Here is a 19876-nt window from a genome sequence, read left to right as displayed (position 1 = left end):
GGATGTGGGCGTAGGGGTGAAGGTGGAGGTGGGTTGGGTGGGGGTTGCGGGCGCGGCCTGGGGCAGGCGGCCCCGGCAACCCATCAGGCCCACGGCCCATAACAGGCCCATGACCACGGTAAGGATAATCCGGCGCATAAGCCCCTCCTCAGCCACACTTTTTGGGTTTATTATAATCCACGGGGACCCACGGCGCACCTGCACAGACCAGGGACGCCGGCGAGGGCGGGCACGGTGCTGCGCCTGGGCCGGCAGCAGCCAGCAGAGAAACAAGGAACGGGCAGGCAAGATCACCGGGCCTAAGGAAGCCACCAGGGGGCATAAGCATGGACGGCCACGCGGGCCAGGGTGTTTTCTACCAGGTCATACACCCACACCTCCGGCGGCAGCCCCAAATCCCCCTGATCCGTACGCACGAAAGCCAGTCGTTTCCCATCGGGTGACCAGGCAAACGCCTGGTGCTGAAAATTGGGGCTTTGGGTCAACGGGTGAGGCGAACCGCCCACGGGGGTCATCAGCCACGCCTGCCGGCCCAGGGTCCAGCGATCGGGGTCCATGTACCGCCGGGCAAAGGCGATCCAGCGTCCCGTGGGGTCGGCGGCAGGCGCGGCATCCTCCACCTCGGCCGGGCGGCTCAAATCCAACGGCACTCCGGCGGTGAGGCTCAAGCGCCAGAGATGGGCCGTCACTAAGGGCTCCCCATGAGTTCCCTTGACCTGAGGCAGCGGCTGTAACCGCACCACCAAAAGGGCCTGTCCATCCGCCGTCCAGGTGTAACCGGCGTGCGTGTCGCTGGGGAAAAAGGCCTCTTCTTCCCGAGAAGCGTTCAACACCACATAGCCCTGCCGGGTGGCGTCATAGTAGGCCAGTTTGCCGTCTTTACTCCAGCGGGGGTCTTGCGCGTAGTGGTTCTCAGGCGAAACCGGCCTCGCCTCACCGGTGGCCACATCCAACAGCCAGATGCGCAAATGCTGACCCGAGGCGTCGCTGCGCTGAAAAGCCAGCGTCCGGCCATCGGGCGCGGGCTGCGGGGCGGTGCACACATCGGCCAGGCAGGCCAGCAGCAAAACCGGCTCCTTCTCGGGGGAGAGGCGGTCCAACGCGTACAGGTCAGCGCCGAAACGGGTGTTACGCACGCTGAGGTAAATCCAGCGCCCTCGAGGGCCTACGGCGTAGGCCAACACCCCGTTGAGGTTGGTCAACCGCGAAACCGAACCCTGCCGGGGGTCGAAGGCGTAGAGGTCGGCGGGGCCGTTCGCGGGGGAAAGGTAGGCCAAGAGCACCGGGGCCACGGCAAAGCGCCAGACACGTCCGCCCAGGGCCGGCCAGGGCAGCCATCCGGCGGCCCGCACCCCGCTGCGCAGCGTGGCGTGCACCTCGGTTCCCGGAGGCCAGGGCGCTTCCGGGGTGAACACGGCCACCCGCCCTTCCCCTTCAAGGCGCCAGGTGCCCGGCACGGCGGGGTCAAAAGCCACGCGGGCCTCCACATCCTTCAGGCGCACCGGGCAGGAGAAGGTGAGCCGCACCTCAACCCAGCCCACGGCCACCTCCTCCCCTTTGGCCGGAGCCACCGCTTCCAACCGCGGCGCGCCCAGAAAGAAGCCCAGGCTCACCAGAAGAGCCAAGCCGGCCAGGGCCAACAGCACCAGGTCACGCCGTCGCACCGTTCCGCCTCCCTTCACGCCGCCAGATCCAGGGGCAGGTCGCTGATGTCGCGCAGCCGCTGGCCAAGGATCATGGTCTCCAACAGTTCCCGGGCGCTCTCCTCACCCAGCGCGGCCACCGCCCGGCGCAATTCGGGCAAGGCCACATGGTAAACGCAGTCCAGGTCTCCGGTGCCCAACGCCAACGAGGCCAGCCGTCCAGGAAGCGGCTCTGCCGTGACCACGACCACATGCGGCGTGTGGCCCTTGCGGTTACGGATCAGGTTCAACGCCTCCGTGCGCACATTCTGCGCCCGGTCACTGCGCATCGTCCACTTACACGAAACGCTGGCGTGCAGCAACAACGCCTTGTTATTGGCCGCCCGCAAGGGGGTCAGCGTAGCGATTTCCTCTTCCCCCAGCAACCTCTCCTCCCGATTGATTTCCTCATCGGTTACAGGATAACGGGCCACGATGATGTCGGGGTGAATAAGGTAATCCCCCAAAGCAGCGTGCAACTGGCGATGGGCCTGCAAAATGCTTTTGAGATCGACGAGATGCCGATATTGAGCGAACTGGTGGCTTTCCCCAGAGACCGTGAAATGCCAGCGACCGGGACGCAGGTGCTGCAAACGGCCAAAGGCCTGCTCCAGATAGGTCCTGGTGGCCGTCTCGAAGGCCCGCCCTACCGTTTGCCCCGGCACTTGCCGGGTAGGAGGCGTAACACTCACCTTAGCGCAGACGATCTGCCACAGATTTTGGGCGATGGCGCGGCTGGCCCGGCTATGGCGATCTGCATTGTTGGGCACACCGCGGCTATCCAAAGCCAACACCTGCTGGCAAAGTTGGCGATGATAGGCCCGGCGCAAGGTCGCCCACACCGCGCTCACGGCTTTCCTCCTGGCTTGACAAATCCCAGCACATACTCCACATGCATCCGCTGCTCGATGGCCGTGGCGGCCCGGCCCCGGCGCGCCGGCATCATGCGCCGGTCCCGATCCAGGCGGCGCTCCCCGATGCTCACCAGGGCCAACCCCACCTGCTCGCCGATTGCCCCCAGGCTCTGCGGCACCTGTGCCGGCTGGCCCCGCATCGTACTCTCCCCTACCACCAACACGGCCGCGCCACCGGGCACCAGCACCCGACGCATGGCCCACAACACCCGCCGCATCTCAGAAAAGTAACGGTGCAGCACGCGGCCTTTCTTAGGGTCCACCGCTGCGATTTGCTCGACGGCCCGCTCGGCCGGCCCCGGCAGCGGCTCCAAGCACACCCCCTGAAGGGCTTCTCCGCCGATGTACTCCCGTCTTAAGGCGCTCAGTTGCCTCACCGAATAGCCCCACCACACCAGAGTGAACTTGTGTGCCCGCATGTAGTCAATGGCGTTGGCCGCATAGGGCGGCGAGGTGACAATGAGCGCCACGCTGTCCGTGGGCAACGGCAGATGCTGCGCGTCGGCCTCGGCCAGCAGCGCCGGCGGGGCCGTGGGGGGAAAGCCCGCATGTTCGGTCAACATGCGCAGCGCCCGGCGGGCCTTGACCCGAAAAACCTCCAGCGCCGGTTTGACGGGCTTGCGCACCCTGTGAGGCCGAGTGTGCGAAAGGTCGCGGGCCTGGGCCACGCTGCCCGATTTGGCAATGATGAGACTCGAAAAGACGATTTGCAGGAAAAGCCGTAACGCCGGCGCCTCCTGCGCGATGGCCATGCTCAACGCCAGCAACTCGCGTTGCGTATCCGGCAAGAACCAGTAGTCCAGAAACCGTTGCGTCGCGTCATCGAAGCGGCGCGCGTATTCCTCCGCCAGCCGGCCGGCCGCGCCGAGATGCGCCTCCGCCCGGCGCAACACGCGCGCAAAGCCTTCCTCGAAAGCCAGCGGCGACGGCGGCGCCACCTTGGCCGCGACCAGGTGCAACGCCAGCGGGTCAATATCCGTGCCCACGGCCCGCCGCCCCAAACGCCGGGCTTCCAGCACCGTGGTTCCAGAGCCCATCATGGGGTCCAGCACGACCTCGCCGGGTTGGGTGAGATGCTGGATGAACAGCCGCGGTAACTGGGGAGGATACTTGGCCGGGAAAGGATGTAAAGCGTGCAAAGGGCTGGCGTCCTGCCGGCCGTGGAAGTCCAGGTCGCCCTGGAGCAGCCGGGCCAACCGCTCGGCGCGGGTGGGCAACGCCGCCACCTCGGGGCGCAAGCGGGTCTCTTCTTCGGGCAAGCCTAAGGGCAGTTGCATCGTCCTTTTACCCATACGCCGGGGCTTCCACAATTCGCTCCTCGTCGCGCAACACATAGCACGGCAGCCAGGCCACGCCAAACAGGCTGACCTGCACATCCTTCTTGTAGGGCGTGACCGGGATCTCCTCCTCGACCTCCACGATCTCGGCCCAGCGAGCTTTGACCTCTTCCAGCGCCTCTTCCATCTCCCGCTCCAGGTCGGCGATCTCGCGCTTGTATTGCTCGATGGCCTGGAGCGACTCCTCCACATCAACCTTGGCCCGCTCGGTCAGGCGGCGCTTGGTGAGCGAGGTGCTCAGCCGACGCCGCCGGCCGATGAACAGGCCGAAGATGTTCTCCGCGTGGGTGCCCAACTCTTCCATCTTGCGCTGCTCGTATTCCGCCTGGTCCTGGGCCAGCTCCTGCTCCTCGCGGGCCAGCCGCCCGCGCAGGGTGCGCAACTTGCGCTCGTACCGGGCCCGCACCTTGTCCAACTCCTTCTCCATCTTCTCACGGGCCGCCTCGCTGCACCGCCGCAGGAACGCCGCCCGCGATGTCTCTAGCCCGGCGTACACCTTCAACTTGGGGTTGGCCCGCACGGTGACCACCGTCTCCCGATAGACCCATTCGGCGAAGTCGCGACGCAGCGCCTTGAGGGCCTTGCCATCGGTCAAGGGCGCTTCCAGGGGAACAAAGCGGGCCTGCGGCAACGGCCCTCGTTCCAGCGTGCGCTCGTCCACCGGCTCGGCCTCCCAGTCCTCCCAGCGCACTATGCCCCTCCGGTCCACCTCCTGCACCAACGCCGTGCGGGTGAGCACCGTGTTCAAGCCATACTTGGCCCGCACGAAACGCACCTCGGCCTGGGCCAACAGGATCGGCCGATAGCGCACGCCCAGGGATTCGGCCTCGGGGGAAAGGCGCACCCCGTGTTTCTCCAGCGCCTCGGAGAGGGTGAGGGTTTGGGGGAGGAAGAACTCGGCCACCCCGGACGGCACCGCCGGCTTGGTGGTCAGGCCCCAATCCTCGGAAGGTTCACCGCTCCCGACGGGTTCCTCCCGGGCCGGACCCTGGGGGACGGCACCGGACCCCGCGGGCGCGGCGACGGCCCCCGGGGTCCCGTCCGGGGCCGCCCCCGGGGCCTCGGCACCGACCATCCGGTTCAACGCTGGAATCTGGGCGCGGGTCAGCGGTCCGGGCAGGTAGTTCATTGCCCAGCGGGTGTGGAAGACCACCGGTTCGGCTTCGTGCACATTGTGCAGCAGAAAGACCCGCTTGCGCAGGCTGGAAATCAGCCGGTCGTAGGTGCCGCGATCCACGCCGGGCGAGGCACCCTGCAGACCGTCGAGCAGGCGCTGTTTGTCGCGGTCGGTCTGCAAACGGCCGATGAACCAGGTGCCCATGTTGGAGAGGGCCTTGTAGTCCACATCCACCGGGTTTTGGGTGGCCAGCACCAGCCCCAGCCCGAAAGCGCGGGCCTGCTTGAGCATCCGCAGCATGGGCTGCTTGGAGGGCGGGTTGGCCGTGGGCGGCAGGTAGCCGTAGATTTCGTCGAAGTACACCAGGGCGCGCAGGGCGTCGGAGCCGGGCTGGGTGCGCATCCAGGCTTCCACAGCCGAGAAGAACAGGGTGACGAAGAACATGCGCTCCTGGTCGCTGAGGTGGGCCAGGTAGAACACGCTGTGGCGCGGCTTTCCGTCGGGGGCGTAGAGCAGGCGCTGGATGTCCAGGGGGACGCCCTGGATCCAGGTCTGGAAGGTGGGGGCGGCCAGGATGTTGTTCAGCCGCATGGCCAGGGCAGCGCGGTCCTTGGCAGGGAAGAAGGTCTCGATGTCGAAGACGCCCAGTTTCTCGAAGGGCGGGCTTTGGGTCTGCAGGATGAGGTCGGCCAGGGTGAGGTCGCGTCCCTGACGCCAGGCGTGCTGGAAGATGTTGCTCAGCAGGATGTGCTCGCGGGATTGCACGGGATCGATTTCGTCGAAACCCACCAGGGTGAGCAAGGCGGTCACCGTGCCGCTGATTTTCTCTAGCAGCAGTTCCTGGTTGCCCTCCCGGGGCATGTCGGGCGCCTTGAGAGAGGCCAGGATGGAGATGGGGATGCCTGCGTCGGATCCAGGGGTGTAGACGGTGAAGTGGGCGGCGTGCTGCAGGGCGCGCAAGCGCTCGGGGCCAATGCCCCATTTGGCCAGGCCGTTGCGCCAGAGGTCGGCGGTTTCGCCGGCCATCTGGGCCACGGTCTTGCCCTCGCGGCGGGCCTCGTCGGGGTTGATCCAAGGGGCGAAGTCCTCGGGCCGCAGATCGGGGAAGTGGAGCAAGGCGTTGGTGATGTCGCCCTTGGGGTCCAGCATCAGGGCCGGGATGCCCTGCAAAGCAGCCTCTTCGAGCAGGTCGATGCACAGGCCAGTCTTGCCGCTGCCGGTCATGCCGACCACAAAGGCGTGGGTGGTCAGGTCATCGGGGTCGTAGAGCACGAGGTCGGGCAACACCTGCCCCTGGGCCAAATCGTAACACCGGCCGAGGTAAAACTTGCCGCGGATATCCAGCATGGGTGTCCCTCCTGATGGTCGGGATATGCCGAGAGGGTGAACGCACCCCCCTCTGAAGGACAACAGCAGGTTGGGTCTATTGTACTGCAAAAAGGCCCCCTGGCCCCAACCTACCCAACGCGAGAGAGCATCTCGCGTTTTTCTTTCCCCCTCCCGCTTTCCTTCTCCCCTCTCCATCCCCCATCCTCACGGCTGGGCCAGCGCCCACACCCGCTCGAACTCCGCGGTGTACAGGGCGGCCAGGTCCGGGTCATCGAGGATGAGCACATTCTCGTCGTTGCGCTCTTCGGCGCTGCGGGTGAAATTGTACGACCCCGTGACCACCCAACGTCCATCCACGATGAACACCTTATGGTGCATCCGGTGGGGGTTGCCGTCCAGGCGCACGGGCACCCCGGCCTCCCGCAGGCGACGGTACTCGTTGCCCTGGCTGTAGGCCACCTGCTGGGCTTCGAACACCCCGCGCACCTCGACTCCCTGGGCGTGCAGGGCCATCAGCCTGGCCGCCAAAGTGTCGTCGGTGAAGTTGAACGCCAGGAAAAGCACCTGCTTTTGTGCCCGGCCCATCAGGTTCAGCAAGCGTGTCAGGGGATGATCGTCGGGCGAGAACCAGACCTCCACCGGCCTCCCGTTCAGGCTCACCTGCGGGTAGGGTGTGCTCTCCCCCACATCCGGGCCGAAATGATGGTCGGAGAACATCTCTTCAAATTCGGCGGTGTAATCCTCGGCCAGGCGGAGGGAACGCAGGCGCAGCAAATTGTTGTCGTTGCGGTACGCCCCGTTGAGGGTGAAATTCATCGAGCCGGTCCACACTTCGTAGCCGTCGATGACCACGAACTTGTGGTGCATCAGCCCTTCGCGCCCATCGCCCACCACGGGGATCCCAGCGGTCCGCAAATCCTGAAACTCCGGCCGGTCCAGGTGATCCGATTCGGCCACCACCCGCACGGGCACGCCCCGCCGGGCCACGGTCAGCAAAGCGTCCCGAAGGCTCCACAGGTTCAAATCGTAGGCCGCCACATCCACCTGCCGCCCGGCGCCGATAATGGCCTGCGCCAGCGCCGCGTCAGGCCCGCCGCGCAGGGTAGCCGCTGCGGGCTCCTCGGGCCGGGTGAAGAACACCGCCCAGGCCGCCCCCTCGCCTGAGGGCGCGGTCACCGCCGGCGGCGTAACCGCCCGCGGCGCGCTGGGATGGACCGGCCCGCTCAGCATCCGAAACAGGGCCACAAAACCCCCCAGCGCGATGGCAAGCAAAGCGGCCACCAGCCCCCAAAAAGAAGCCCGGGAACGCCTCATGCGTCAATTATAGCATGGGGGTATAATGGGCCCGTGGATACGGCGCAACGCTTTCAACCGCCCCGCACCGCGGGAAGCCTTTTCCAAGGCCTCTTGGCCTTACTGGCCCTGGCTGGCGGCTTCTGGCTGCTCAACCTGGCCGCCATGACCCCGGTGGGGCCGCCCCTGGCCCTGGACATCTTCGGCGGGTTGCTCCTCGTCGGGTTGGCCGGGCTTTTCCTTTACGGCCTCTATGCCCTGCAGCGCAGCGAATACCTGATCCACCGCGACGGCCTGCAACTGCGCTGGGGCTGGCGTGAGGTACATCTGCCCATGCCCGAAGTGCTGAGCGCCTACCTCAACGAGGGCCTGGAGCGCCCCGCTCCCCTGCCCCGGCTACGCTGGCCCGGCTGGTTGCTGGGCCGTCGGCGCGCCCCCTGGGGAACCATCGAGTACCTGGCCGCCGACCCCCACCGCCTGGTGTTGGTGGAAACGCCTCACGGGTGGTACGCCCTCTCGCCGGAGGACCCTGCCGCTTTTCTGGAGGCCTTGCGCCTGGCCGCCGAGGCGGGCAGCCTGAACCCGCTTCCTCCCTACACCCGCCATCCTCTGGATGTCTTCGGCGAACTGCGCACGGACCGCTGGGCCCAGAGATTGCTGCTGACCGCCTGGCTCAGCGGTGGAGCCTTGTTGCTGACCGCCCTGCTTTCCACGGGCCGGATCCCGGGGAACGCCACCGTGACCTCTTGGTTGCTCCTCCCCGTGGTGAACTTCCTCTTCCTCGGCGCAGGCCTGGGGATGGGATTCTTCGCCTACCGCAGATCTCGCCGCCGGGCGCTGGCTTACCCGATCTGGCTGAGCAACAGCCTGGCTTCCCTCAGCCTGCTCCTGTTCACCCTGTTTTTCCTCTTCTCTTCCTGAGTTTTCCACAGACACTCCCCGGTTTTCCACAGATCTATACGCCTTTTTCCACAACCCTTTTGGTTTATGTCCCCTTTTTGGTTGCTGGCTGCCTTTCTTCTAGCCGCCGCGGTGGCCGGTGGAGCCTATCGCTGGGGCGCCCTGACCACCTCAGGCGCCTGGGCCGCTGCCCTGGTAGGGGGCGCCATGCTGGGCTTCGGTGGCTGGCCTTGGGCCGCCCTCTTGCTAGGCTTTTTCCTGCCCTCCACTCTGTTGTCTTTTGTGGCGCCAGGGCGCAAGGCTGCCCTCAAAACCCGCTTCGCCAAAAGCAACGCCCGGGACGCCGCTCAAGTGCTGGCCAACGGTGGCGTGGCCGCCCTGTGCGCCCTGGGCCACGCATGGTTCCCCGCCCCAGGGTGGTGGGCTGCTGCGGCTGGCGCTCTGGCCGCCGCCACGGCCGACACCTGGGGCACCGAAATCGGCGTGCTCAGCCCCAGCCCGCCCCGCGATGTGCGCCACTGGCGCCCTGTGCCGCCGGGCACCTCGGGGGCGGTGTCCACTCTGGGCCTAGGGGCCTCGGCCCTGGGCAGCCTGTGGCTGGGACTACTGGCCCTCGGGGGCGCCGACCTGCGGACCGGGCTGGCCGTGACGCTGGGCGGCTTTCTGGGCGCGCTTGCCGACTCCCTGTTAGGCGCCACCGTGCAGGTGGTGTATTTCTGTCCCGCCTGCGGTAAGACCACCGAACACCATCCCCGGCACACCTGCGGCCAACCCACCCATCCCATCCAGGGTTGGCGCGGGCTGGACAACGACGGCGTGAACCTCCTCGCCACCCTGGTGGGCGCCCTCACCGCTGCACTCCTGGCCGGGTGGCGTTGACCCCCTGCGATACCGGGGAAAACGAACGACGGGCCCGTCACCGGCCCGTCGTTGGCGTCTCAAAGCAGGGCTTCACCACCGCCCCAGCCTACGGCTGGCGCTGGAAGTTGATAAGCACCACATTTTCTTCGCACGAATCACGGGTGCCGAAGTACACTGGTTCCGAAAGCGGCAGGAAGTTGTTCAAGTCCACCACCTGGATGTAGAGCGTGCCCGAAGAAGCGATGGGGTGATCGGCCAGCATCACCTCAAACCCTGACGGGCCCACATGGGGCGCGGTGCCCGGGAGGGCCACTTGAGAAATCGCCGTGTCGGCCAGCGTGCCCTCCACCTTGATAGCGATCGGCGCGCCCACCAGGGGCTGGCCGTTCACATCCAGCACCTGCCCGGCCACGCCCAGATAATTACACCCCTGATCCGGGTGCCAGATCTGGCTGCTCAGATAGGCCGGGACGCCCGGCTGAAGCCCATACGGCGGCGTGGCCGTGGGTGTCGGGCTAGCCGAAGGCAACACCGGCGTCGGACTGACCGAGGGCGTCGGGGAGGGGGGTGGGGTATTGGTGGGCGGCGGGGTCAGCGTTGGACTGGGGGTCCAGGTCGGGGGCAAGGTTGCAAAGGGCTGGGTGGGGGTCGCCGTAGGGAACCCCAGGGTGGGCGGCAAGGTGGGTGGCGGGAAAGGGTTCAGGCCACTGTACGGATTGACGAAAATCGCCACAAAATAACCCAGCAAACACACCGTGGTCAGAAGCGTCAAAAAAGTGAGCACATTCCACACCATCCCCGGATTGCGGGGACGGCCTCCTCCCTCATCGAAATCCTCAAACAGATCCATCTCGTCGGTGGTCATCGGAACGCTCTCCTCGCCTCAAGGCGCCGAGGTGGGGTACGGGGAAGGCCCCAGGCGGATCTCGCTTTGCGCACGGCGGGCTTGCAACCATTGAGCCAACGTCCGCTGTTGCAGAATCTGCCGGGCCGGGGTGCTCAAAGGACGCGCCGACTGGCGCTCCAGAACGCGCAAAATGTGATACCCCCAAGGGGTGACGATGACCGGGCTGATGGCACCCACATCCAACTGGAAGGCGGCTGCCTCCAGAGCGGGTTCGCTTAACACACCCCGGGGAAACCAGCCCAAATCGCCCCGATTCTGCGGATCGTACACGGCGGCCCACTGGTCAAAATCGGCGCCGCTTTGTAAAGCCTGCCAGACTTGCCGGGCCTCCTGTTCATTATATATCAAAATCTGTTGCGCGTGTACCTGTTCCGCCTGGGTGGGAACCTGGGCCGCGATGCGATCGCGCATCCAGGCGGCGGCCGTCGCCCGTCCCAACCAGGCCCGATAGCCGGCCTCATCAAAGCCCAAAGAAGCCAGATATGCCAAAAAAGCCTCCGTAGAAGGATAAGCCGCCTGGGCCTCGGTCAGGCCCTGCTGCACTGCAGCCTCCAGGTCGAAGCCCTGCTCCACAGCCGCCTGGGCCAGCAGCACCTGGTCGATCAAATCGTCCAGCGCGCGCTGCCACGCCTCCTCTGGTGCCAGATTCATGCCAAGTTGCGCTGCGGCGGCTTGCAAACGGGCCATTTCGGCCTGCACTTCCTCCACCGTGATGCGCTCACCGTTGACCTCGGCGGCCACGGGCACCGGTGTGGGCGAAGGGGGCCAGGGCGTCCAGGTGGCCGTCGGCGGGGGGGAGGCCGTGGGCGAGGGTCCCCCGACCGCACCGGTACACCCCCACAGCAAGATCCCGCTCAAGGCCAAGAGGCCGATCCCCCGAACGATGTTCACTTTGCGCCAGCCTCTCATCTCTCTGCTCCTTGAGGGTGGATTATAGCACGTCCACCGCTCCCGCGCCGTATTTCGTATAATATGGGCATGGAGGGTGATTTCGCCCGTTGAACCGCCCGAGCAAGGTTAAAGCGCCGCGGCCTGACAAAGGCACATCCCATCACCGAGGAGACGCCCATGCCGCCTTCCCCTTCGCAGAACGCCCCGAGCCCGCCCGCCTGGCACGCCCTGAGCGCTGAGGAGGTACTGCGCCACCTGAACACGCCCCCCCGCGAGGGGTTGAGCACCGCCGAAGCCCGCCGCCGCCTGGCCCGGTACGGCCCCAATCAACTGGTCGAGGCACCTCCGCCGACCTTCTGGCAACACCTCTGGGCGCAACTCAACAGTTTCGTCATCTGGCTCCTGTTGGCCGCCGCCCTGATTTCGGCGTTGTTGGGCGACTTCGTGGAATCAGGGGCCATCCTGGCCATCGTGGCCTTGAACGCGGCCCTGGGCGTCATCCAGGAACGCAAAGCCGAGGAGGCCCTGGCCAGACTGCGCCAGATGGCCGCCCCAGAAGCCCATGTCATCCGCGATGGCCGCCGCCAGGTCATCCCGGCACGGGAGGTGGTGCCCGGGGACATCGTGCTGCTGGAGGCCGGCAATTATGTACCCGCCGATGTGCGTCTGCTGGAAGCCGTCAACCTGCGCATCGACGAGTCGGCCCTCACGGGGGAATCCCAGCCGGTGAGCAAAGACGCCGCCGTGGTGCTGGACGCCCGCCGCGCCACCGGCGACTGGGTGAACACCGCCTTCATGGGCACCCTGGTCACCTACGGACGGGGGCACGGGGTGGTGGTGGCCACCGGCATGCACACCCAACTGGGCCTCATCGCCCGCATGATCCAAACCGTGGAAAACGAGCCCACGCCCCTCCAGCGCCGGCTGGAATCCCTGGGGCGCTTTCTTGGCTGGGCCGCCCTGGGCATCAGCGCCCTGATCTTCACCCTCGGCTGGATGAACGGTCAACCGCCCCTGGAGATGTTCTTCATCGCCGTCAGCCTGGCCATCGCCGCCGTGCCCGAGGGCCTGCCCGCGGTGGTCACCATCAGCCTGGCCCTGGGGATGCGGGAGATGATCAAACGCCATGCGCTGGTCCGCCGTCTGGCCTCGGTGGAGACCCTGGGCTCCACCACGGTCATCTGCTCCGACAAAACTGGCACCCTGACCCAGAACGAGATGACGGTCACCCAGGTGTGGACGGCGGGTCAGACCTTCCATATCACCGGGACCGGCTACCAGCCCCAGGGCGAGTTCCTGCGGCAGGGAGAGCGGATCGACCCCACCCGGCATCCGGCTTTGCTCACCACCCTCTGGATCGCCGCGCTGAACAACGACGCCGAGTTGCCCCCCTCCGGAGCCCGCGATCAGGCCGCCACCTTCGCCGCCACAGGAGACCCCACCGAAATCGCCCTGGTGGTCGCCGCCGCCAAAGCGGGCAGGTTCAAGCCGGCCCTTGAGGCCACCTTCCCCCGCGTGGCCGAAATCCCCTTCGACGCCGAGCGCAAACGCATGGTCACGGTGCATCGCCTCCCATCGGCCAAGGGCGGCACCTTTGCCCCCCACGACGGGGAAGATGCGCCCTATGTGGTGCTGGTCAAAGGCGCGCCGGACATTGTGCTGGGCCTGTGTCAGGCCGTGCTCAACGCCCAAGGGGAGGTGCGCCCCTTAGACGAGGCCGCCCGTCGGCGCATCCTGGCCGCCAACGAAGCCATGACCTCCCAGGCCCTGCGAGTGCTGGCCGTCGCCTACCGCCCGCTGAAGGAACGCCCCGAGCGCCTCGACCCTGCCGCCCTGGAACATGATCTGGTCTTCGCCGGGCTGCTGGGGATGATCGACCCACCTCGCCCCGAGGTCATCCCGGCGCTGCAAAAAGCGCGCCGCGCCGGCATCCGCACCAAGATGATCACCGGCGACTACCTCAACACCGCCGTGGCCGTGGCCCGCCAGATCGGCTTGTGGGAGCCCGGCGCGCAAGCCCTGACCGGGGACGACATCGAGCGCATGGACCAGGACGCCTTCCGGGAAGCCGTCTCCCGGACCGCCGTCTTTGCCCGCGTTTCCCCGGCCCATAAACTGCGCATTGTGGAGGCCCTCCAGGTCCATGGCGAGGTCGTCGCCATGACAGGCGACGGGGTCAACGATGCCCCGGCCATCAAAAAAGCCGATATCGGCATCGCCATGGGCCTCACCGGCACCGATGTGACCAAAGAAACCGCCGACATGGTGCTCACCGATGACAATTACGCCAGCATTGTCTCTGCCGTGGAGCAGGGCCGCATCATCTACAGCAACATTCGCAAGTTTGTGTATTACCTCATCTCCTGCAACCTGGCCGAGATCGCCACCATCTTCCTGACCACCCTGGCAGGGCTGCCTTCCCCTTTGAAGGCCATCCAGTTGCTCTGGCTCAACCTAATCACCGACGGCGCCCCGGCCCTGGCCCTGGGGGTGGAAAAAGGCGACCCGGACATCATGGAACGCCCCCCTCGCCCGCCCCAGGAGCCCATCATCAACCGTCCGATGTGGCTGGGCATCCTGGGCCAGACGCTGGTCATCACCGCCGCCACCCTCACCGCTTACGGCCTGGGGTTGAGAAACCACCCCGACAACCCCGCCCTGGCCGAGACCATGGGCTTCGCCACCCTGGCGTTCTCCGAACTGCTGCGGGCCTACACGGCCCGCTCCGAACGCCACTCGGTATTCACCATCGGGCTGTTCAGCAACCGGGCGATGAATTGGGCCGTGCTTTCCTCTGCGCTCTTGCTGCTGGCCGTGATCTACCTGCCCCCGCTGAACCCCATCTTCGACACCGTGCCGCTGGGTTGGGCCCAATGGCGTATCATCCTTGGGCTGCTTTTCATCCCTGCCGCCGCTGCCGAGGTCCTGAAAGCCCTGCTGGCCCGCCAACGAAGGGCCTTTTGAAAAGCCGTCGCGGCCCCCTTTTCCGCGCTTCTCGACCATGCGCAGCGCCTCCGGAAAAGCGGGGCGCTTCTTCTCATGGTAAAATCGGCATTTGTTGGTATCCTTGCCAAGGAGCATCCTATGGCTTTTCGCGAAATCCCACCCAACCACTTCAGTTTGCCCAAGCGCATCGAACGCCTGGGCGAACTGGCGTACAACCTGTGGTGGACCTGGAAACCCAATGCCCAGCGCCTCTTCACCCACATCGACAAAGCCTTGTGGGAAGAGACCGGGCACAACCCCATTCGCTTTCTCCGGCAGGTGGCCCGCGCCCAACTCAACGCCGTGGCCGCCGACCGCTACTACCTGGCCCTCTACGATCGCATCCTGCGCCAGTTCGACGCCTACCTCCAGGCCAGGGACACCTGGTTCCGCCGCCAATACCCCGATGTACAGGGTACCATCGCCTATTTCTCTACCGAGTTCGGGCTGCACGAAACGCTGCCCATCTATGCCGGTGGCCTGGGGGTGCTTTCAGGTGACCACCTCAAAGAAGCCAGCGACCTGGGGCTGCCCCTGGTGGCCGTGGGGTTCTTTTACACCCATGGCTACTTCACCCAACGCATCTCCGATGACGGCTGGCAGGAAGCCCTGGGTGTGGACCTGGCCTACGAAGAACTGCCCATCGTTCCCCTCTACGAAGAAGATGGGGTCTCCCCCCTGACGGTTTCGGTGACCCTACCCGGCCGGGAACTGCGCCTCCGCCTCTGGAAAATCCAGGTGGGCCGGATACCCCTGTACCTGCTGGACGCCGATGTAGAGGACAACGCCCCCGAGGATCGGGCCCTGACTTCCCGCCTGTACCTCAGCGACCTGGAACTACGCATCGCCCAGGAACTCGTCCTGGGCATCGGCGGCGTGCGCGCCTTGCGCCGCTTGGGGTATAACCCCACGGTGTGGCACATGAACGAGGGGCACTCGGCCTTCATGACCCTGGAACGCATTCGGGAGTATGTGGCCCAGGGGCTTTCCTTTGCCGAGGCCAAACAACAGGTGTCCGCGCAAAATGTGTTCACCACCCACACGCCGGTCCCCGCGGGCAACGACGAGTTTCCCGTGTGGCTGGTGGAGAAATACTTCGCCTACCTGTGGCCGGAACTGGGCCTGACCCGCGAGCAATTCCTCGACCTGGCCCGGCAACAACACACCTGGGGCGAGACCTTCAGCATGCCCATCCTGGCCTTTTGTCTTTCGCGCTTCCGCAATGGGGTGTCGGAACTGCACGGGCAGGTGGCCCGCCGCATGTGGCACTTTCTCTGGCCCGACCGCCGCGAGGATGAGGTCCCCATCAGCCATGTGACCAACGGCGTCCACCTGGAATCCTGGCTGGCCCGTCGGCTCACCATCCTCTTCGACCGCTACTTAGGCCCGGACTGGCGGGAACACATGGACGACCCCGCCGTGTGGGAACAGGTGGAGCGCATCCCCGACGCGGAACTGTGGGCCGTGCATCGACACCTCAAACGCAAGTTGGTGGCCTTCATGCGCGAGCGGGCGCGCAAGATGTGGCTGGAACTCCGCGTGCATCCGGTACAGGTAGTCGCCGCCGGGGCGCTGCTTGACCCCTATGCCCTGACCATCGGCTTTGCCCGCCGCTTTGCCACCTACAAGCGGGCCAGCCTGGTGCTGCGCAACTTCGAGCGTCTGCTCGAACTGCTCAACCGGCCCAACATGCCGGTGCAGATCATCTTCGCCGGCAAAGCCCACCCCGCCGACGAGCCGGGCAAGCGCCTCATCCAGGAGGTGTACCGCAAGGTCAAACTGGCCGAAAACGGCGGACGTCTGGTGTTCATCGAGGATTACGACATGAATGTAGCCCGCCATCTGGTCCAGGGCGTGGATGTGTGGCTCAACACGCCCCGTAGGCCCAACGAGGCCAGCGGCACTTCGGGGATGAAAGCGGCCATCAACGGCGTGCTCAACTTCTCGGTGCTTGACGGCTGGTGGCGCGAAGGCTACAACGGCCACAACGGCTGGGCCATCGGGGAAGACTGCGATTACGAGGACCCCGACCTGCAGGACGAAGCCGACGCCGAAAGCCTGTATGAGACGCTGGAAAACGAAATCATCCCCATGTACTACCGCAAACGCTCCTCGGATGGTCTCCCCGGCGAGTGGATTGCCCGCATGAAAGAGTCCATTCGCACCGTAGCGCCCCAGTTCAGCACCCGACGGATGCTCAAAGAATATCTGGAACAACTTTACCTGCCCATCATTCAGGGCCAGCTCGAAAAGGTTTCCGAAGACCTGTAAAGGCTCCGAGGAGGCACGATGTTCGCCTGGGCACCGCGCACCCTCTGGGTCGCCGCCGTGCTGTTGTTCTTCCTTCGCCTGGCAGGGTTGACGCTGGACACCTTGCGCCTGGCAGCCATCGCCCGCGGCCACAAGGCCTGGGCATGGCTGCTTTCTTTTCTCCAATCCATCCTCTTCCTCCTGGCCCTGGGCATGGTGACCACCTCCCTCGAGCGCCCGTTGCCGCTGATGGGCTACGCCCTGGGCTTTGCCACCGGGAGCGTGTTTGGTATGATGCTGGAACGCCGCCTGATGCCCGGCCATGTCCATCTGCGCATCATCAGTTCCCGCCGGGGTGGCGCTGTGGGGCAGGCGCTGCGCGCCGCAGACTACGCCTTCACCGAAGTACCGGCCCAGGGGCGGGACGGCACGGTCACCCTGATCAACATTGGTGTCATCCAGCAGGAACTTCCGCGTGTGTTGCAACTGGTCACGGAGGCCGACCCCGACGCCTTCGTCACGGCCGAGACGGTGCGGCCCATCCGTCGCGGCGTGTGGCGGAGCGGCATAGGAGGGCGACCATGATTCAACTCCCTTGGCTCGCCGGGATCGGTTCGACGCTGCTGATTTTCGCCTTACGCATCGTGGATGTCTCGGCGGCCACCTTGCGCCTGCTGTTCGTCATCCGCGGGCAAAAGGCTCTGGCCTGGGTGCTAGGCTTCTTCCAGGCCCTGGTCTTTGTGCTGGCCATCAGCCAGGTGCTCACCAATCTGGACAACATCCTCAACATGGTGGGCTACGCCGCCGGTTTCGCCACCGGCACGGTGGTGGGTATGTGGCTGGAAGAGCGTCTGGCCATGGGCTATGCCCATGTGCGGGTGATTAGCCCCCGCCAGGGGGCTGCCCTGGCTCAAGGGCTGCGCAAGGCCGGCTTCGCCGTCACCGAAGTGGCCGGGCGCGGGCGCGACGGCACGGTCACCGTGCTCAACCTGAGTGTTACCCGCCGTCAGGTGCCCGAGATCCGCGAGCTGGTGGCCCGCCTGGATCCCAACGCCTTCATCACAGTGGAAGAAATCCGCCCCTTGCGCCGGGGTTACTTCCGGGCATAACAGGGCCCCTCCGCTCAGAACTCCGGTACGTCACCCCCCCTTCTTCCCCCATCGGGACGCCTTTTGACGCCGCCTATGACCTTCGAGCACACGCGAAACCGCCGCCTCGTCCTCCTCGGGTGGGCCGTCTTCGGCGTGTTGGTGCTGGCCTCTTGTCGTGGCCCGATCACTCCAACGCCCCTTCCCCCTTCGCCTGCGCTTCGGCCCACCTTCACCGCCTCCCCTCTTCCTTCCCCCCTCCCCCCCAGCCCAATGCCTCCTCCTGAGTTGCCCACACCCACGCCGACTTCCGTGCCCTGCGCCGGGCCCGTGTGCGTGCTGCCCGGCCATTTCATGCTGGCGTGGCCCGTGCCGCCCCCCGATGCGGCTACCCTGGCCTACTACCCCTTCGGCGGCACGGCTCGCGGACGCCGGGACCCGCACCACGGCTTGGATCTCCCCGCCGCGCAAGGCGACCCCGTGCTCGCTCCGGCCTCTGGCGAGGTGGTCTTCGCCGGCCCTGACGATGCCCCGGAACATCTGCTGGCACCCTGGCCCAACTATTACGGCCAGGCGGTGGTGCTGCGCCACACCTTCCCTGGCCTGCCGCAACCGGTGTTCACCCTTTTCGGCCACCTGGAGACCATCACCGTGACCGTTGGGCAACAGGTGGCCCAGGGCGACCTCATCGGCACCGTAGGCAGCCGTGGCGTGGCCGTAGGGCCTCATCTGCACCTGGAAGTGCGCCTGGGCCAGAATACCTACGACGCCGTGCAGAACCCCCTGCTCTGGTTGCGCCCACCCGAGGGAATGAGCGTGGTCGCCTGGCGCATCACCGACCCTCAGGGGAACCCCATCTACTTTAACGGGACCTCTTCCGCCGTCAGCGTGATCCCGGCAGACGCCTCCTCCGCCCCTCTATACCTCGAAACCTACGCCGACCCCAACCTGGCCGGCGATCCCCAATGGCACGAAACCCAGGCATTGGGCAACCTGCCGGCGGGCTCCTACCGGCTTCAGGTGGTCGCCCTAGGGTGCCCGCATGAACTGTTGCTGACCGCGGAGCCTGGACGGCTCACAGTGGTGTACTGGAGGCTGCTCCCTTGTCCTTGACCACGCCACGCCCAGCCCCACTGCGCCGCATCCCAGCCCTGGACGGCGTCCGTGGGGTCGCCATCCTGATGGTGGTCGCCTATCATTATGTGGCGATTCCCATCCATCAAAGCCCTTCCCCGCTGCTCCAATGGCTACGCCACCTGCTGAGCCGAGGGGGCACAGGGGTGGACCTCTTTTTCGTGCTTTCAGGTTTTCTCATCGGGCGCATCCTTCTCCACCACCGGGAAGCTCCAAACTACTACCGCGTGTTCTACCTCCGGCGCATCGCACGGATTTTCCCTGCCTACTACGAACTTCTGCTCCTCTTCCTGGGCTTACGCTGGTTGGCCCACCACGCCCCTTTTCTGAACTTGGACCCAACCCTCTTCGCCAACCCCCTTCCCTTGGAAGCCTACCTAATTTATGGGCAAAATCTGGCCATGATTCTGCACGGCACCTTTGGGAACGAATTTCTCGCCATCACCTGGTCCCTGGCCATTGAAGAACAGTTCTACTTGTTCCTTCCCTGGCTGGTACGCGTCACCTCCCCCAGACGCTTCCCCTGGGTTGCGCTCGGTTTTTTGGGACTCCCCCTCTTGTTACGCCGCACCCTGGGTGGAGACGGGAAATTCTATGGCTTCATGTTCACCCCATGGCGGTTCGACGCCCTGTTCTTCGGCGTGCTGTTGGCGGTTCTCGAATCCCGCGCCCGCCTCTCAGCCCGGTGGAAAAAGGTCCTACCCTGGGTTTTCCTCCTCCTGACAGGCCGCTACTTTTACCTCTCCTTCTCCGAACCGTTGGGGAGCACCAACCACCTTTTCTTCAACGCCCTCCTCTATGCCACCCTTCTGGCGTGGATCCTCAGCGAAGAACAGGGCAGACTGGCTCGCCTGCTCCAGAAAGCCTGGCTACGCAAGATAGGCATGATTTCATACGGCATCTACCTCTTCCATCAACTCGTCAACGGCCTGCTTCACGCCTGGATATTCCATCAGCCCCCCCGATTCCAAGACCTGCCTTCTATCGGGGTCACCCTGCTGGCGGCCGGGGTGACCTACGGCATTGCCTGGGTGAATTATCACCTGCTGGAAAAGCGCTTCATCAACTGGGGCCACCGCTGGCGATACGTTCCGCCCGCCCGTAACCCGGACGTGGAACGCGTGCCCCTCGCCTAGGCTCTGAGCCGGTAGAGCGCCACGACCTGCCCGTCCCTCTCGCGGGCAGGAA

At 65.7% G+C, this 19876-nt stretch carries 15 protein-coding genes and 1 pseudogene; 8 read left to right on the top strand and 8 right to left on the bottom strand.

What is annotated here, in order from left to right; translation table 11 throughout:
* The 6 genes and pseudogenes from G4O04_10905 to G4O04_10880 all read right to left on the bottom strand — a co-directional run.
* Nucleotides 1–138 (bottom strand): hypothetical protein (locus tag G4O04_10905; GenBank protein HEY59019.1); only part of this gene is annotated, 138 nt, incomplete at its 3' end.
* A gap of 161 nt (nt 139–299) precedes the next feature.
* Complete coding sequence (locus G4O04_10900) at nt 300–1664, bottom strand: hypothetical protein (GenBank protein HEY59018.1); 1365 nt, start codon at nt 1662–1664, stop codon at nt 300–302.
* Between the two features lie 14 nt (nt 1665–1678).
* On the bottom strand, nt 1679–2533 hold the full coding sequence (locus G4O04_10895) for a restriction endonuclease (GenBank protein HEY59017.1): 855 nt from the start codon (nt 2531–2533) through the stop codon (nt 1679–1681).
* Nucleotides 2530–3888, bottom strand: coding sequence for a site-specific DNA-methyltransferase (locus tag G4O04_10890; GenBank protein HEY59016.1), 1359 nt, complete (start codon nt 3886–3888; stop codon nt 2530–2532). The genes G4O04_10895 and G4O04_10890 overlap by 4 nt, the downstream gene beginning before the upstream one ends.
* Nucleotides 3889–5023: 1135 nt before the next feature.
* Nucleotides 5024–6397 (bottom strand): annotated as a pseudogene (locus G4O04_10885) (ATP-binding protein).
* A 186-nt stretch (nt 6398–6583) separates the two neighbouring features.
* Entirely contained in the window at nt 6584–7693 is a 1110-nt protein-coding gene (locus G4O04_10880) for a phospholipase (protein HEY59015.1), read from the bottom strand.
* 93 nt (nt 7694–7786) lie between these two features.
* Between G4O04_10880 and G4O04_10875 the strand changes: the two genes are divergently transcribed.
* Both G4O04_10875 and G4O04_10870 read left to right on the top strand, forming a co-directional pair.
* The gene (locus G4O04_10875) at nt 7787–8593 is read left to right on the top strand and encodes a hypothetical protein (protein ID HEY59014.1); all 807 of its coding nucleotides are present in this window, start codon (nt 7787–7789) and stop codon (nt 8591–8593) included.
* Nucleotides 8594–8659: 66 nt separating this feature from the next.
* A complete protein-coding gene (locus G4O04_10870) occupies nt 8660–9451 on the top strand; it encodes a DUF92 domain-containing protein (protein ID HEY59013.1) in 792 nt (263 codons plus the stop codon).
* Nucleotides 9452–9539: 88 nt separating this feature from the next.
* Here the strand turns inward: G4O04_10870 and G4O04_10865 are convergent, their stop codons facing one another.
* Complete coding sequence (locus tag G4O04_10865; GenBank protein HEY59012.1) at nt 9540–10298, bottom strand: hypothetical protein; 759 nt, start codon at nt 10296–10298, stop codon at nt 9540–9542.
* Nucleotides 10299–10316: 18 nt separating this feature from the next.
* The gene (locus G4O04_10860) at nt 10317–11249 is read right to left on the bottom strand and encodes a hypothetical protein (GenBank protein HEY59011.1); all 933 of its coding nucleotides are present in this window, start codon (nt 11247–11249) and stop codon (nt 10317–10319) included.
* Between the two features lie 159 nt (nt 11250–11408).
* Here G4O04_10860 and G4O04_10855 point away from each other — a divergent pair, with 159 nt between their 5' ends.
* From G4O04_10855 to G4O04_10830, 6 genes are all read left to right on the top strand, one after another.
* Complete coding sequence (locus G4O04_10855; GenBank protein HEY59010.1) at nt 11409–14195, top strand: cation-translocating P-type ATPase; 2787 nt, start codon at nt 11409–11411, stop codon at nt 14193–14195.
* A gap of 120 nt (nt 14196–14315) precedes the next feature.
* Entirely contained in the window at nt 14316–16487 is a 2172-nt protein-coding gene (locus G4O04_10850) for a glycosyltransferase family 1 protein (protein ID HEY59009.1), read from the top strand.
* A gap of 18 nt (nt 16488–16505) precedes the next feature.
* Nucleotides 16506–17051: a hypothetical protein gene (locus G4O04_10845; GenBank protein ID HEY59008.1), complete on the top strand. Its 546-nt coding sequence runs from the start codon at nt 16506–16508 to the stop codon at nt 17049–17051.
* Entirely contained in the window at nt 17048–17575 is a 528-nt protein-coding gene (locus G4O04_10840; GenBank protein HEY59007.1) for a DUF2179 domain-containing protein, read from the top strand. Before G4O04_10845 ends, G4O04_10840 begins: the two co-directional genes overlap by 4 nt.
* A 75-nt stretch (nt 17576–17650) precedes the next feature.
* Nucleotides 17651–18667, top strand: a complete 1017-nt coding sequence (locus G4O04_10835; protein ID HEY59006.1) for a M23 family metallopeptidase — start codon at nt 17651–17653, stop codon at nt 18665–18667.
* Complete coding sequence (locus G4O04_10830; protein ID HEY59005.1) at nt 18658–19824, top strand: acyltransferase; 1167 nt, start codon at nt 18658–18660, stop codon at nt 19822–19824. The genes G4O04_10835 and G4O04_10830 overlap by 10 nt, the downstream gene beginning before the upstream one ends.
* The last annotated feature ends 52 nt before the right edge of the window (nt 19825–19876 follow it).

It is taken from the genome of Anaerolineae bacterium, assembly GCA_011176535.1.
Taxonomy (GTDB): Bacteria; Chloroflexota; Anaerolineae; order Anaerolineales; family DRMV01; genus DUEP01.
The sequence above is the reverse complement of the archived record's forward strand: the minus strand, read 5'-3'. Positions and strand labels throughout refer to the sequence as shown.

Bases quoted from the DNA above. Each gene is read 5' to 3' on its own strand.
- G4O04_10855 (HEY59010.1), top strand. From the start codon at position 11,409: ATGCCGCCTTCCCCTTCGCAGAACGCCCCGAGCCCGCCCGCCTGGCAC.
- G4O04_10845 (HEY59008.1), top strand. From the start codon at position 16,506: ATGTTCGCCTGGGCACCGCGCACCCTCTGGGTCGCCGCCGTGCTGTTG.
- G4O04_10890 (HEY59016.1), bottom strand. From the start codon at position 3,888: ATGGGTAAAAGGACGATGCAACTGCCCTTAGGCTTGCCCGAAGAAGAG.
- G4O04_10835 (HEY59006.1), top strand. From the start codon at position 17,651: ATGACCTTCGAGCACACGCGAAACCGCCGCCTCGTCCTCCTCGGGTGG.
- G4O04_10840 (HEY59007.1), top strand. From the start codon at position 17,048: ATGATTCAACTCCCTTGGCTCGCCGGGATCGGTTCGACGCTGCTGATT.
- G4O04_10865 (HEY59012.1), bottom strand. From the start codon at position 10,298: ATGACCACCGACGAGATGGATCTGTTTGAGGATTTCGATGAGGGAGGA.
- G4O04_10870 (HEY59013.1), top strand. From the start codon at position 8,660: ATGTCCCCTTTTTGGTTGCTGGCTGCCTTTCTTCTAGCCGCCGCGGTG.
- G4O04_10880 (HEY59015.1), bottom strand. From the start codon at position 7,693: ATGAGGCGTTCCCGGGCTTCTTTTTGGGGGCTGGTGGCCGCTTTGCTT.
- G4O04_10860 (HEY59011.1), bottom strand. From the start codon at position 11,249: ATGAGAGGCTGGCGCAAAGTGAACATCGTTCGGGGGATCGGCCTCTTG.
- G4O04_10850 (HEY59009.1), top strand. From the start codon at position 14,316: ATGGCTTTTCGCGAAATCCCACCCAACCACTTCAGTTTGCCCAAGCGC.